Origin of the sequence: Pseudomonas antarctica (genome assembly GCF_001647715.1) — a bacterium.
Taxonomy (GTDB): Bacteria; Pseudomonadota; Gammaproteobacteria; order Pseudomonadales; family Pseudomonadaceae; genus Aquipseudomonas; species Aquipseudomonas antarctica_A.
This window is the reverse complement of sequence record NZ_CP015600.1, coordinates 1488993-1501824: the sequence shown is the minus strand read 5'-3', so window position 1 is coordinate 1501824 and position 12832 is coordinate 1488993. Positions and strand designations below refer to the sequence as shown.

At 56.3% G+C, this 12832-nt stretch carries 25 protein-coding genes; 20 read left to right on the top strand and 5 right to left on the bottom strand.

Annotated elements, in window-relative coordinates; all coding sequences use genetic code 11:
* The 4 genes from A7J50_RS06765 to A7J50_RS06750 all read right to left on the bottom strand — a co-directional run bounded on the left by A7J50_RS06765 (position 1) and on the right by A7J50_RS06750 (position 2643).
* A complete protein-coding gene (locus A7J50_RS06765) occupies positions 1-807 on the bottom strand; it encodes an ATP-binding protein (protein ID WP_064451100.1) in 807 nt (268 codons plus the stop codon).
* On the bottom strand, positions 797-1654 hold the full coding sequence (locus tag A7J50_RS06760) for a replication protein (protein WP_082895835.1): 858 nt from the start codon (positions 1652-1654) through the stop codon (positions 797-799). Before A7J50_RS06760 ends, A7J50_RS06765 begins: the two co-directional genes overlap by 11 nt.
* 66 nt (positions 1655-1720) lie before the next feature.
* Positions 1721-2338, bottom strand: a complete 618-nt coding sequence (locus A7J50_RS06755; RefSeq protein ID WP_064451098.1) for a hypothetical protein — start codon at positions 2336-2338, stop codon at positions 1721-1723.
* A gap of 50 nt (positions 2339-2388) precedes the next feature.
* Entirely contained in the window at positions 2389-2643 is a 255-nt protein-coding gene (locus A7J50_RS06750; RefSeq protein ID WP_064451097.1) for a transcriptional regulator, read from the bottom strand.
* 95 nt (positions 2644-2738) lie between these two features.
* Between A7J50_RS06750 and A7J50_RS06745 the strand changes: the two genes are divergently transcribed.
* From A7J50_RS06745 to A7J50_RS06715, 7 genes are all read left to right on the top strand, one after another.
* A complete protein-coding gene (locus A7J50_RS06745) occupies positions 2739-3593 on the top strand; it encodes a S24 family peptidase (RefSeq protein WP_064451096.1) in 855 nt (284 codons plus the stop codon).
* Positions 3594-3687: 94 nt separating this feature from the next.
* The gene (locus A7J50_RS06740) at positions 3688-3876 is read left to right on the top strand and encodes a hypothetical protein (protein ID WP_064451095.1); all 189 of its coding nucleotides are present in this window, start codon (positions 3688-3690) and stop codon (positions 3874-3876) included.
* Positions 3877-3878: 2 nt separating this feature from the next.
* Positions 3879-4115 (top strand): hypothetical protein, encoded by a 237-nt coding sequence (locus A7J50_RS06735; protein WP_064451094.1) that lies wholly within the window; start codon positions 3879-3881, stop codon positions 4113-4115.
* An 87-nt stretch (positions 4116-4202) separates the two neighbouring features.
* Positions 4203-4499, top strand: coding sequence for a type II toxin-antitoxin system RelE/ParE family toxin (locus tag A7J50_RS06730; RefSeq protein WP_064451093.1), 297 nt, complete (start codon positions 4203-4205; stop codon positions 4497-4499).
* A 16-nt stretch (positions 4500-4515) separates the two neighbouring features.
* Positions 4516-5634, top strand: a complete 1119-nt coding sequence (locus tag A7J50_RS06725) for a HigA family addiction module antitoxin (protein ID WP_064451092.1) — start codon at positions 4516-4518, stop codon at positions 5632-5634.
* A gap of 10 nt (positions 5635-5644) precedes the next feature.
* Positions 5645-6130 carry a hypothetical protein gene (locus tag A7J50_RS06720; protein ID WP_064451091.1) on the top strand — a complete coding sequence of 162 codons (486 nt, stop codon included), beginning with the start codon at positions 5645-5647 and terminating at the stop codon, positions 6128-6130.
* Between the two features lie 120 nt (positions 6131-6250).
* The gene (locus tag A7J50_RS06715; RefSeq protein WP_064451090.1) at positions 6251-6721 is read left to right on the top strand and encodes a hypothetical protein; all 471 of its coding nucleotides are present in this window, start codon (positions 6251-6253) and stop codon (positions 6719-6721) included.
* Positions 6722-6773: 52 nt separating this feature from the next.
* On the opposite strand, the gene A7J50_RS06710 is transcribed toward A7J50_RS06715, so the two are convergent.
* On the bottom strand, positions 6774-7085 hold the full coding sequence (locus A7J50_RS06710; protein ID WP_064451089.1) for a DUF1654 domain-containing protein: 312 nt from the start codon (positions 7083-7085) through the stop codon (positions 6774-6776).
* A 410-nt stretch (positions 7086-7495) separates the two neighbouring features.
* On the opposite strand from A7J50_RS06710, the gene A7J50_RS06705 reads away from it, so the two are divergent.
* The 13 genes from A7J50_RS06705 (at position 7496) to A7J50_RS06655 (ending at position 12828) form a co-directional block, all read left to right on the top strand.
* Positions 7496-7768 (top strand): hypothetical protein, encoded by a 273-nt coding sequence (locus tag A7J50_RS06705; protein WP_064451088.1) that lies wholly within the window; start codon positions 7496-7498, stop codon positions 7766-7768.
* 63 nt (positions 7769-7831) lie between these two features.
* A complete protein-coding gene (locus A7J50_RS31350) occupies positions 7832-8002 on the top strand; it encodes a hypothetical protein (RefSeq protein WP_156526259.1) in 171 nt (56 codons plus the stop codon).
* A gap of 67 nt (positions 8003-8069) precedes the next feature.
* Positions 8070-8333, top strand: a complete 264-nt coding sequence (locus tag A7J50_RS06700; RefSeq protein ID WP_003175055.1) for a hypothetical protein — start codon at positions 8070-8072, stop codon at positions 8331-8333.
* Positions 8334-8796: 463 nt separating this feature from the next.
* Complete coding sequence (locus tag A7J50_RS06695; protein WP_064451087.1) at positions 8797-9156, top strand: hypothetical protein; 360 nt, start codon at positions 8797-8799, stop codon at positions 9154-9156.
* Between the two features lie 103 nt (positions 9157-9259).
* Complete coding sequence (locus A7J50_RS06690) at positions 9260-9511, top strand: hypothetical protein (RefSeq protein WP_156526258.1); 252 nt, start codon at positions 9260-9262, stop codon at positions 9509-9511.
* Between the two features lie 28 nt (positions 9512-9539).
* Positions 9540-9851 carry a hypothetical protein gene (locus A7J50_RS06685; protein WP_064451085.1) on the top strand — a complete coding sequence of 104 codons (312 nt, stop codon included), beginning with the start codon at positions 9540-9542 and terminating at the stop codon, positions 9849-9851.
* Between the two features lie 21 nt (positions 9852-9872).
* Positions 9873-10115, top strand: a complete 243-nt coding sequence (locus tag A7J50_RS06680) for a DUF551 domain-containing protein (protein ID WP_064451084.1) — start codon at positions 9873-9875, stop codon at positions 10113-10115.
* A gap of 19 nt (positions 10116-10134) precedes the next feature.
* Positions 10135-10383, top strand: coding sequence for a hypothetical protein (locus tag A7J50_RS06675; RefSeq protein ID WP_064451083.1), 249 nt, complete (start codon positions 10135-10137; stop codon positions 10381-10383).
* The gene (locus tag A7J50_RS06670) at positions 10380-10598 is read left to right on the top strand and encodes a hypothetical protein (protein ID WP_064451082.1); all 219 of its coding nucleotides are present in this window, start codon (positions 10380-10382) and stop codon (positions 10596-10598) included. The genes A7J50_RS06675 and A7J50_RS06670 overlap by 4 nt, the downstream gene beginning before the upstream one ends.
* 53 nt (positions 10599-10651) lie before the next feature.
* The gene (locus A7J50_RS06665) at positions 10652-11146 is read left to right on the top strand and encodes a hypothetical protein (RefSeq protein ID WP_064451081.1); all 495 of its coding nucleotides are present in this window, start codon (positions 10652-10654) and stop codon (positions 11144-11146) included.
* Positions 11143-11283 (top strand): hypothetical protein, encoded by a 141-nt coding sequence (locus A7J50_RS31345; protein WP_156526257.1) that lies wholly within the window; start codon positions 11143-11145, stop codon positions 11281-11283. The genes A7J50_RS06665 and A7J50_RS31345 overlap by 4 nt, the downstream gene beginning before the upstream one ends.
* Positions 11284-11293: 10 nt before the next feature.
* Positions 11294-12160 carry an ATP-binding protein gene (locus A7J50_RS06660; protein WP_064451080.1) on the top strand — a complete coding sequence of 289 codons (867 nt, stop codon included), beginning with the start codon at positions 11294-11296 and terminating at the stop codon, positions 12158-12160.
* Positions 12157-12828, top strand: a complete 672-nt coding sequence (locus A7J50_RS06655; RefSeq protein WP_064451079.1) for a 3'-5' exonuclease — start codon at positions 12157-12159, stop codon at positions 12826-12828. Before A7J50_RS06660 ends, A7J50_RS06655 begins: the two co-directional genes overlap by 4 nt.
* Positions 12829-12832 lie beyond the last annotated feature (4 nt).

The window sequence follows — 12832 nt, the reverse complement described above, 5'->3', positions numbered from 1 at the left end:
TCAAAAACCCTCCTTGCCGCGCTGCGATTCCCACTCGAACGGGATCACAATCACGCCGCCCTCCCGAAGCCTGTCTGCGCAGCGTTCTCCGATAGCGTTGGCCAATGCCTTAGCGTCGAGATTTGAAACGATGATGGTGGGACGCAGTTCTTCGTAGCGGCCGTTGATGATGGCGAACAAGGTCGTCAGCTCGAAGTCGCTGGGCTTCTCCTTGCTCACGCCTATCTCATCGAGGATCAGCAGCGATGGGCTGATGAGGCTCGTGAGGATCTGGCTTTCGCTCTTGTCGCCCGTGTGGTCGTAGGTTGCGCGGATGGCCTGGAGTACCGAGCCGATCGTGCGGTACACAGCCGTGTCGCTCGACTTGGCCATGATCTCGTTGGCGATCGCCACGGACAGGTGCGTCTTGCCGGTACCGGGCTTGCCCAGCAGCAACAGGCAGCGGCCGGCGGCGGCGATCTGCTTGAACTCGGCGGCGTACCCGATGCAGGTCTTCAGCGCCTTCTGCTGCTCGGGCGTATCGGCGATGTACCCGGAAAACGTCTTGCCGGCGAAACGCTTGGGGATCAGCGCGGCGCCCAGCTTTTCCGCCATGCGCATACGCAATGCCTGGGCTTCCTGGGCCTCTTTGCGTGCGGTTTCTTCCTCGTTGCGGATGCGGCTGCACTCTGGACACCCGGTCTTGAACTCCCGGCCGAAGATCACGTTCACCTGCTGCGGGAACTGGCCGTGGTCTTCACACACTCCTGTGGTTTGCTGGGGTGCTGGGGCAGTGCTGGGCATCGAAACGGTGTTGTCAGAACGCATAGGACCCGTCCTCCCGCTCAATCAAGCCGGACTTGTAATCACGCTCAGCGAAACCGGTGTGGCGCGACTGAGTGGCAGGTGCCGGTGCGGATTCCGCCAGGCGCTTGATCACCCAGGACGCCTTGAATCCCTGCCATCCAGAATTCAGCGCTTCGGTGATTGCGTCCTCGGCGGTGATCCCTGCCTCGGCGCACTTGGCCAGCTCAGTGTTCACGGTTGACCAGACGGTGGCGGTCACTGCGGCGCGCTTTGCCTTGCGCTGAGTCAGCCAGTCGGCCAGCAGTTGCTCAGGGACATTGTGCGGGTTGTCGGCCAGCAACTGGGCCATGCCGAACGGAGCCTTGCGATCAGGCTTCGCCGGTTCGGGTTTTGGTTGGGGCGGATTAATCTCTTTCGAAGAAAGAGTTAATAGGGGTTCTTTCTTTGTATAAAGAAGGGAAGTTGCCGTTTTGGTCTCACTCGCATCAGGTCTCAGTGAGACGATTTGGGCTGAGTGAGACGTTTTGGTCTCAGTGAGATTGGATGGTTTTTCTTCGTAAAAGGACCATTCACGGGTAGGCGAAATGCCAATCTCACCACGGCTACCACCGACGCGGTAAATGATCTTGCGCTCGAGCAGATGGCTGATTGCCTTCGAGGTAACGTCACGGCGCATGTTGGTCAGCCTGCCCAGTTCATCAGCAGTCAGGCGGCGAGTCTCAAGTTGAAAGCCGATCGTTTGGCGGGCAATAGCCATCACAACGCGAAGCTCTCTGGCCGGCAGATCGACTGTCGACAGAGACTCCATCAAATTGTTGTCCATTCGGGTGAACCCCCGAGGGTTGTGTATCGGAACAATGTTTGGCATGATTTCTCTCGCTAACCGCTGTAGAAGAAGCCACCCTCGTCCGGTGGCTTTTTTTGTGTTTGAAATTCAGGCGATGGATTTCAGTGCAGGTTTGCCGTTGAGCAACTGCTCAGCGCGGCGCCCCAGCTCCCCCGCCTTCGCCTCAACCTGACGGCACTGCTTGGCGAACGCTGGCAAGTGCGGCAAGTCCTGCTCGCACATCACTTGGTCGTCAAAGACTTCGCTGCCGGTGTCGATCACATCGCCGAGCGCACGGATCAGCGCGCCGAAGCTTTTGTTGGCGCATTGGTCGCTGGTCATCTGACGGGCGCCGGTCAAGCCGTGGCGGCTCGCCAGCTCGTTCAGGCAGTGGTCGCGGAATTCAGGCTCAAGGGCGTTGACCCACGACTCTTCCAGCCAGGACGGCATTTCCTGATCGCCGGAAAGCCAGCGCTGAACACGCTTGAGCCAGCGGCCGGTAGCCTTAATGAACTCGCCCACGTCGTTCAGGCGAGCCAGCTCTTCGAAGTCCGGGACTTTCGCGTCTTTGATCTTCGCGGCGGGCACGGTCAAGTAGATCTCACGGCTCAGCGCCTGGGCGAAATCATCCTGGCTCAGGCTGGTGCGAGCGATCTGGTTTGCAGCGTGGGCGACCAGCACCTGATCACGGGTTTGTACGGTGTGTCTGGAACTGGACGTTTGCATAGGGACTGCTCTCTTCTAATCTGGCTTCAATGGAGCGGCGGACGGGGATGTCAGGCAGCGGACTGCTGCGAAGCCTCAACAGAGGCCGGAGCGATCTGGCCCCACGGAAACGATGGGCAAAGGTCGGTGCGGTTTACGACGCCACCGGTCAACGCTTCGATTTGAACTGCGCGCTTTGCTGGTACCGGGCGCTCACCGGAGCACCACTGATTAACGGTGGGTGCAGTGACCTGCAGCAGGCGCGCCATTTCCACCTGACTACCCAGCAAGCGAGATGCTTCTTTGGCCGCTTCTGCTGATTTCATGAGTTCTCTCCTGGAGATTTGTGTCGAATATAAGGCATTACCTTATCACGGGCAAGCCATTGCCTAACCAACTGCGCAATAGGCTTAATTAGGCAATGCTTACCGGACCGGAATTAGGCGCAGCCATTGAAGCTGCGCGGATCGCCAAGGGCGTATCGAAAAAAGAACTCGCAGACGACTTCTCCGTGAAGCCTCCGTCGATACAGGGCTGGGTGAAAAACGGCAGGATCGACAAGTCGAAGCTGATGGACGTGATCGCCTATTTCTCCGATGTCGTTGGTCCTGAGCACTGGGGTCTGCGTCCAGGCTTTTCATATGAAAATATTGGAGACGGCGCCAGAACTGGCGTTTTAGTTGCGGAGCCAGAGCCTGCTTCGACCGTCGTCGAGAAGTTCCGAGCAATGCTTGCTGGGAAGCGTCTTGGCGAAGACAAGCTAATGAGGCTTCTGGCTATTGCGGAAGATGACGCTCTGGGCGAGCCAATGGGCGGATTGGTGCATGACGCCTACCGGCCTGGAAAGGTCGGCGACGAAGTATGGATTGCTCACTACGACGTGCGCGGAGCTCTGGGCGGCGGTGAAATCGCTCATGACTTCCCTGAGATGCTCCAGGACGTGCGCGTCAGCCCTTCCCAGCTCCGTGCAATGGGCGTCGAGTTCAAAGAGCACTTCCATCTGAAGATGATCACCGGCTGGGGCCAGTCCATGACGCCTACCATCAAGCATGGCGATCCACTGCTGGTCGATGTCAGCATCAAAGAGTTCGTTGGCGACGGGATCTACTTCTTCTCTTACCAAGGCTTTCAGTACATCAAGCGCCTGCAAATGAAGGGCAAGGACAAATTCAAGATGCTGTCGGACAATCGGAAGCACAAGGCCGAGGATATCTTTCTTGATGAAACGTACATCCAGGCACGTGTTCTGCTCGTCTGGAATGCCAACCTGGTGTGACCCGTGCCCCTTACCAAACCCAACCAGCAGCTGCGCCGCGACCTAGCGATACTGGGTTAAACGCTGAAAACCGGACCTGTACAGGAGGTAAGCCATGGGTCACTCCGCTGATTATCAAACCAAGCTACATATCGAACAGCTTGAGCAAGTGGTCCAGACGCTTTTGGACCAGGGCAAAAAATTCAGAGAGGGTGGGCTTGGTGAGTTGGCGGACACGGCCGAGGACCAGGCTGCGCAACTGAAACGCGTCATAGCTGATCTCAGAAAGCTGATGGAGAAGTAGGTATGCCCCTAACCAGGCCCAACCAACAGCTACGCCGCGACCTGAAAGAGGCTGCGGCCTTACTCAAGTGGTCAGGCGTCGATCTGATACAGGCCGCTGTTCGATTGTCCGAGGCTGGGCAGGAGGCCGAAGCTGGCGAGCTGCTGAAGATTGCAGCGAGCTACCAGGATGCAGAGGACAAGCTGGCGGGGTATGCGGAAGAGGTGAAGGCGGGAAGGATTGTGCGGGGGGAAGGATGAGCCAGCTTGAACAAATAAAACACCATCTTTACACTAGGTGTAATGACGTCACTTGACGAGATTTGCACCTTGATCTAGAGTAGCGCCATGGACGTTGAATTTGACGATGATGACCTGGATAGGCTTGAGGTCGAGGCCCGATTCACAGCAGGTCATTCACAGGATGTGGTCCGCGCCTACCGAAGGCGTATGCAGCAAATCCGAGGGTTTAGTGATGAGAGAGATCTCTATGCTCTGAAGTCCCTGCATTGTGAAAAATTGAAAGGAAGCAGAGAAGGCCAGCATTCGATAAGACTAAATTTACAGTGGCGTCTAATTCTGGAAATCAGAGGAAATCACCCCTGCAAAGTCATCGGAATCGTTGAAATAGCCGACTATCACTGACAGGAGAATTATTATTATGAGCGCACGCGTGCCTGCTGAAGTGTTTCCGCCAGGAGATTTCCTGCGGGAGGAGCTGGAAGCGCGAGAGTGGAGTCAGCAAGAGCTTGCAGACATACTGGACCGCCCGCCGCGCCTTATTAGTGAGTTGATCGCTGGGAAGCGAGCCGTAACGCCTGAAACTGCGAAAGGGCTTGCCGAAGCTTTCGGAACGTCTGCTGAATATTGGATGAGCTTAGAGAGTCAGTACCAGCTGTCTAAAGTTAAGACAGAGAACAGCAGCGTCGCTAGAAAGGCGAATTTGTATAGTAAGTTCCCGGTACGGGAAATGCTGAGGCGGGGCTGGATTCAAGCAAGTGAAAATCTTGATGTTCTTGAGCAAAGGTTTTGTGACTTTTTCAACATTCCTACGCTACAAGACAATCCAAATCTGACCCACTACGCAAAGAAAACGGATGTAGCTTTAGATGTTAACGCTCTTCAGCTTGCATGGCTCTTCCGTGTCAGGCTTATGGCTGATAGGCAGATCATCACGACTTATAAAAGAGAAAAGCTGCTAGCCGCCGTAGAAAGCTTGAGAACTCTCCTGCTCTCCGCTGAAGAAGCTAGACATGCCCCGAGAATTTTAGCGGAGGCAGGTGTTCGACTCGTGTTTGTCGAGGCGATATCGGGCTCTAAAATTGACGGCGCCTGCTTTTGGTTATCAGACGACAAACCGGTGATCGGCATGACCTTGCGTTATGACCGGATAGATAACTTTTGGTTTGTATTGCGCCACGAGATTGAACACGTTCTGAGGGAGGACGGGCGGCACTCAAGCATGCCGATTGTTGACCTAGATTTAGGGTCTTCTGATGGCGAACTGGAAGAGTGTGAAAAGCTTGCCAATGAGGCTGCGCAAGAATTTTGCGTTCCTACTAAGCAGCTAAATGATTTTGTGTCTCGTGTACAACCGTACTTTTCAGAGCAGAAAATCACATTGTTTGCTCAAAGAATTAAGGTGCACCCTGGAATAGTTGTCGGTCAGCTTCAAAGAAAGCTCGATCGCCATGACTTCCTAAGAAAGCATCAAGTTAAAGTAAGGGGTTTCGTCCTACCGTCAGCTGACGCTGATGGCTGGGGATCGCTTTCAAGCTGATGGAGTATTTATGACTGCTTATTCCAACCAGATAAAACTGTATCTCGAAAGATACAAAAAAGAAGTCGGTGATGATGGCTTGATTGATGCCCACGCCATTGCGGCATGGGCTTATAAAAATGGCCTGCATAAGCCGAATACTAAAACCATTATCGACGCAATTGCTTCAGATATCTCTCAAGCTTTTCGCGAAGAATACAGAACCAACAAGAATGGTCAGCGCTACCGGGCAAAGCATGCCGTCAGATCAAAGAAAGGGAATAAAACACTTTCGCTCTGGGCTGACATAGATGATGAGCAGGCACCTCGCGAGCACTTCGTCAGATCCTTCGCTCAACGCAGACAGCAAATTGTCGGCGATTGCTATCAGTTGAAAACTGACGTAGATGTCTACAATATGAAGGATCGCGCCCAAGAGCCGATCCAAATTGTTCTCGACTTCACGTACGACGTCGAGGAGCTACAGCTTCCTTTCCAGGACAACGCTGCAGCTTAAAGGAAGCCCGGCCCAGCGCCGGGCTTCTTGTATCTGCCCTCCCCGATCTGAATCCGTAGCCCGCCAATGGTGGCTGTACGCCACGAATGGTAGGATTGGCGAAATTTACAGGAGTTTTCTATGCGCGCACTGTCTGTCGTCTTCGCGGCTGCCCTTTTCTTGCCATCAATCGCTTTTGCAGGTCAGCTCACCGAGAAAGTCGATCGCTTTAACGGCTCAAAGCAAGTTGCATGGGAGTCGTTCTCCGATCCAGGCCGTGGATACTCTTTCAACGTATACGCACACTATGCTGACGCAAAGGACGCCAAGCCGTATGGATACTACGCGCTGCTGGTCCCGCCCTTTGGTGCCAGCTCATTCAGCGACTGTCACCACAATCAGTGGCTGGTCGATGGCAAGCCGGCGCGCAACCTCAATGGCATTTACGAATCCATGGGCGGCTCACAAACCTTCAGGCTGGAGCTCCAGAGAGCAGACCTTGAATCGATTGCCTCGGCAAGTTCTGTGGAATTCAAGATCTGCAATTCTGAAGGTTCGATCAGCGCTTCAGATCTGGCTGGAGTCAAGAAGCTGGTCGAATCTACAAGGTAGCCCCAAGCCAAGAGCCGACTAGCCCGCCTCTGAGCGGGCTTTTTTGTGCCTATCAGAAAGGCGCCACCTCTTCCTCCAGATCAAGCTCCGGCTCGCCCTTCCCTGCCGATTCGACTTCCTGCTGCTCCCATCTGACCGTCACGCTTCCGTCGTCATTGAGCGTCAACTCAAGCTCGTCCGTCTCCGCGATCACGCTGAGCACCTCTTCCCACTCCCGATCCCCGTCCGTGTCCAGGCGATGAATCGTCACCTCCCGCCGCTCCTGGGCGATCGGGTGATTGATCATTGATGAGACGCGCAGCCCCAGGCGCGCCATGCCGCTCATTTCCTGTCGTGCTGCCGGTACCGCCTGCTTCTTTGCCATGAAATACCCTCCCGGTTAAATGCTGTATATCCATACAGCTTAGGCAAAGCTTATATCAGCCCCGATCTGAATGTCACCACTAAAAGCGGAATAACCAGCAGGAGAAATTTCTTTAAATAATTAGGCATTACCTATTTACAGATGATTAGGCATTAGCTTATCTTTGCTCCGTCGAGTCACCCAACAGGGACTCGCCAGGGCCTAACAAGACCCACCGCTCTTTAAACCTGCCAAGCAACACTCCGCCCTACGCCTCGGCAACAGCCCGGCAATAAGCCTGGGGGAGATAACGAAGCACAGCGATGCTCCCCTGCTCGACTTATCGGCAGGCTGGTTTGCTGGGAACACCCACAGATTTACTGATGCCGCTTCTATGAGGCGGCATTGTTGAATTCAGCGGAGGCAAGACGATGAGCGTTAAAGATGTTGTAGATAGCCAGATCCAGAATGCGCGTATCTGCCGAAGCCGGTACGTAACCATGAGTGAGGTCGGCTGGTTGGTAGGAGGCATAGTTTTCTCGCTGAAGCACTCGATGAGCGTAATCAGCGACCCCGCTCAATTCTCCCAACAGGCATGCGCCTACGTGCAAGAGCTTGAGAATGCCGGCCAGCAAGAGGCTGCAGTCAAGGTTTCCGCCTGGATAGATCAGCTACCACAGCGGCACGATCTGTTCGCAGCATGACGGACCTTTTCACTGATGCCCATCCAGAGCGGTGGGCATTGGAAATCAACGGAGAGCAAGACAATGAGCAGACCCCACTACTTGTTCGAACTGGATGATCCGGAGGCGACTGATGCGGATTACGAGGCCGGAACAGGCCCAGGCAAATACAAGGTTTTTGGATGGCGCGGCGAGGTGATCGACGTAGTTGAAACGCTGGACGAAGCGGAAGCGCTCGTTGCCGCGAATCGCTGAGTAACGCGGACCTTTTCACTGATGCACCTGGTGACGGGTGCAGCGGGAAAACAACCGGAGCATGACCATGCGAATCAACGTGTATAGCCAGGAGCTGACCAGTGAAGTGGTCGAGATCCAGAAGCTTTCAAATACCGGCCTGACCTACAGCGCCGTCCAGATGATCCTGCACAGCAGCGAGCGCCTGCACCATCCGCCAGAAGACGATGACCGCAGCGCCGTGACCTTCTGGCTGCCGAAGTCGCGCAAGCGCCGCATGGAGCTGGCCGACACCTTCCGCCGAATGGCCTTGGCGGTTGAACTGGCACCGCTGGAAACCGGCCTCGACTGAACAACCAGCGCCACGACAGCCTGTCGTTAACTGCCCGATCCTCTCTATGAGAGCGCATTGGAGTGTGATCTGGTACTCGCATATTTCGTCGGGACGACTGCGAGTTAAACGGCAGCGAAAATGTAACGCCAGATCACACCCCGATGCGAATCAATAGGTGGCCACTGCCTTCCCAGTGAGCGAACAACAGGAGATACGGCCATGAAGTAGATCAACGATTCACCCGCGTGGCGTAGCAAGCCTGAAGGCTTCGCCAAACACCCTAACAGGCAGCGGAAAGCAGGGCCGACGATGTCACCGCGCATCAGCCAGGGAGCTGGCAGGCCCAACCCAAACGAAGATGAACACCGCAGGCGAGTCCGAGGGCATAGCTGGCCAGACTCGATACATCCCGGGCAGTGCCGGGCGCCTGCACCCTTCCCCACCTCTACCCGTCAGCACTCCTCCCGAATGGTGGAAATCCATGAAGCGCTCAGAATTCAGAGTCGAGCTGATGAAAGTCATGCCCGGCTATAGCTGGACCGTTCATAAAGGCAAAGATTCGGACACTGTTTTCATCGCGACCGGCATTCAAAGCAGCGGCTCTAACCGCCTTTCGACTCTGCACGTAGAGCGGCGCGAGGATGATCGCGGCATCAGCTATCAAGCTAAAAGCGCAGGCTACGGCACGCGGGCTCCATGGCTGCATACCGCAAGCGATGCGACTCTCGCCCGCGCTCTTCGCTCCCTACAAGAGCATTACGAGCGCATCGCCAGACAGTACAACGCCCACGCCATTGACCTGCAGACGGGCCGCAAAACGGTATCAGTGCCCGCCGCCTAAACGAATTCAATTTATCCGTCAGCACTCCTCCCCCGCGCCCATCGGCAACCAGCGGGAGGAATGAGTGTTGACGAATACAGGTGAACCAAAAGAGGAATTAGCGATGAAAGCTGGAAATCGCATCCGAGTATCGACGTACATCATGGGCTACGAGTCCGGATTCGAAGACTTCACGGTCGAGGAATTCCGCTACTGCCTGGGCATCTTCAAATCCGATCAACACCGCACCGCAGGCAACTTCACGCCGCTGTGTGAACTGTACGAGCGCGGCCCCGAATCCGAAAACGACTACATCCCGAACTACGGGAGCTACGTCACTAACCTTGTTCAAGGCTGGTCCGATCTGCCCGCCTAACCGGGTGAACCAACGAATGGAGAGAGTCATGGAAACTAAGCACACGCCGGGGCCATGGCGAATCGGCACGCCCGGCCCGAATGGTTGCTACACCGTGGGCACCAAGCGCGGCCTGATGACGGCGATGGTTGCTCACAGCATCAATGAGCCGGATCAAGCCGAGCAGGCCAACGCAGACGCCAAGCTGATCGCCGCCGCGCCGGATCTGCTGGCAGCCGCAATAAAGGTTTTGAACGGACTGAACGAGCGAATCGACTCGGCGACCGAGAACCGAACGGCCACTCCAATTTTCGATGGCATTGCCGATCTGCACGACGCAATCAACAAAGCCACCGCCTAACCCCAAACACTGGAGGTCGCCATGAGCGATTGGATCAGGGTTGAGGACATGCTCCCGGAGAACAACACCCACGTACTGGTTTCGTGTGTTGGTGGGAATGTCGATATTTCCTTCTTCTGCCTGAACCGTGAGTTTCTGCGTGGCACCGGCAATAGCTATTCGAGAAGTAGCCTGGGCAAGCCATCAGGATTCTTCCAGATCAGCCACCAGTACGGCTACCAAATCACCCACTGGCAGCCACGGCCAGCACCAGCAACCGAATAACGCCACCCTGGAGGCGACCATGCACCCTGACATCCAAATGCGCCGCGACATCGTCGACGGCCTGCATCAGCGTTCCCGTCTCGCCACCATTGAGCTGTATCGGCTAATTGGTCGGCCTGAGCCAGTGGTCACCTTCCGGATGATGGTGAAGCCGGCGGGCCGCGACTTCTTCCATGTGGTGGATAGCCAGACCAATAAGGTCATGGGGTTCCATCGCAACCACAACGAAGCCTGCGCCCTCGCCCGGAGCCTGGAGAGCTCCCGGTGAGCCTCCAGCAGCGTGACCACGACACCGCTGTCTGCTGGATCAATGCGGAGCTTGCAGAGCTTGGCAGGGACGTAGGAAAGCCAAACGCGAGCGCAGCAGCGCGCTCAGCGATAACCCTGGCCTTCCTTCTGCGCGCCATCAGCGACACCGAGCAGCGGGAATTTCAAGCGCGTATTGACGACATCTACAAGTCCTCTCGCGCAACTGCTGCCTAACCCCATCCCCAAACATCGCCCGCGGCTACTTCTGGCGCCGTGATGGAGGCTCTATGTCTCAAGAAAGTGAATCACCCCTGTCGGCTGCCGATCTGCGGACGATTGCCCACGCCGCGCCCACCGCCAAGATCGAACGCGAAGAACTTGATGCTGCCCACCGCCAGGCTGAGCGGGAGCGCGTTGAGCGCCTTGGCGGTTCTGCAGAACTGGTGCTGGACCTGGAAGCCCGGCTCGCCACCGCCATCGATGACCGCAAGCGCGCACAGGTCGAGGCGAACTATGCCAAGAAGAAGTTGGAGCAGGTTTTCGAGTCTGTCAGCACCGCAGTGGGCCGGGATGTTCGCCAGCTCAGCGTCGTGCACCTCGGCATGGCATTGACGGCCAATCAATCGAAGTTGGTCACGCTGGCCGGCTACATCGACAAAGCGCGGACGCTGGATGACTTGGTGGTGCTCAAGCGAGTAGCCAGCAACCTGGGTGTGATTCAGCCGCAGACCATGGCGCAGTCGGCCCAGCTGATGGGCCTGAGCCACCGGAGGGCTGTATGAGCCCTGCAATGGCTGCCCAGTTCGACTGGATGAACGAGGGAGCCTTCTCACCGGAGCGATTCAGCGGTGACGAGCGCAAAGAATACGAAGAAGCCGCCCGCCGCATCCAGCGGCAGTGGGACAACCAACCAAACTGAGGAAACTCAAATGTTCAAGAAAGCCGAACGCAAGCAGGCCAAGCTACGGCTGGCACTTGCTGGGCCGTCTGGATCTGGCAAAACATATTCCGCGCTGCTCATGGCTAAAGGGCTTGGCGGATCAATCGCGGTAATCGATACAGAGCAAGGTAGCGCATCCCTGTACTCAGACATCGCCGACTTCGATGTGCTTGAGCTGCAGGCACCGTTCACGCCTGAGCGTTACGTAGAGGCCATCACCGCCGCAGAGGCTGCCGGTTACAACGTTTTGATCATCGACAGCTATTCGCACGAATGGACTGGCCCGGGCGGATGCCTTGAAGCGAACGAAGCGCTGGCTCACCAGAAATTCCGTGGCAACACCTGGGCAGCCTGGAACGAAACGACGCCTCGACACCGGCAACTCACCAACAAAATTCTAACCAGCTCACTGCACGTCATCTGCACCATGCGCAGCAAGACAGAAACAGTCCAGGGCGAGGGCAAGAAGATCGTCAAGCTTGGGATGAAGTCAGAGCAGCGCGACGGCACTGACTACGAGTTCACAGTTGTCCTTGATCTGACTCACGACGCGCACACCGCCTTGGCCAGCAAGGATCGGACAAAGCTGTTCGAGCAGCCTGAACTTATCGACGAGAGCACTGGGAGCAAACTTCTTGCCTGGCTCAATTCCGGTGTAAGCCCGGAAGCGCGCGCCAAGGAACTGCTCGTTGATGCGATAGCAGACATCGCCGGCGCATCTGACATGGTCGCGCTTCAATCGGCATTCAATGCGGCCAAGGCGATCGCCATCGGCTTTGATCACCTGGTTTCTCAGGTGGTCGCCGCCAAAGATAAGCGCAAATTAGAACTCAACCCCCAAGGGCAAACAGCATGACCGCATACATCTTCGACAGCGAAACAACTGGTCTCAACGATCCGCACCTAATTGAGGCGGCATGGCTCCAGCTGGAGAGCATCAGCAGCCTCGCGGTTACAGCTGACTTCCTCCAGCGCTACAAGCCTGGCAAGCCGATCGAGTTGAGTGCTCTGGCAACCAGCCACATCCTTGACGAAGAGCTTGCTGGCTTCCATCCGCATACCGACTTCAACTTGCCGAACGATGTTGAATACCTGATCGGGCACAACGTGGACTACGACTGGCACGTCATCGGGGAACCGGACGTCAAGCGCATCTGCACACGGGCACTGAGCTCAAAGCTCTGGCCAGACGCCGACAGCCACACCCAGTCCGCAATGATCTACCTGCACTACCGCGCCGAAGCGACGGGCCTGCTCCGCAACGCCCACGCAGCGCTGGATGACGTGAAGAATTGTCGGCTGCTGCTGGTGAAAATTCTCGACCAACTCGCTGCCGAGCTTGGGCGTCCGGTTAGCGACTGGGAAGAGCTTTGGAATATTTCTGAGGATGCGCGCATCCCCACAGTCATCGGCTTCGGCAAGCACAAAGGCACCGCCTTTGCTGACCTGCCCAGCGACTACCGGCGCTGGCTCCTGAATCAGTCAGACCTTGACCCATTCGTTCGGAAGGCGCTAATGCGCTGAGGGT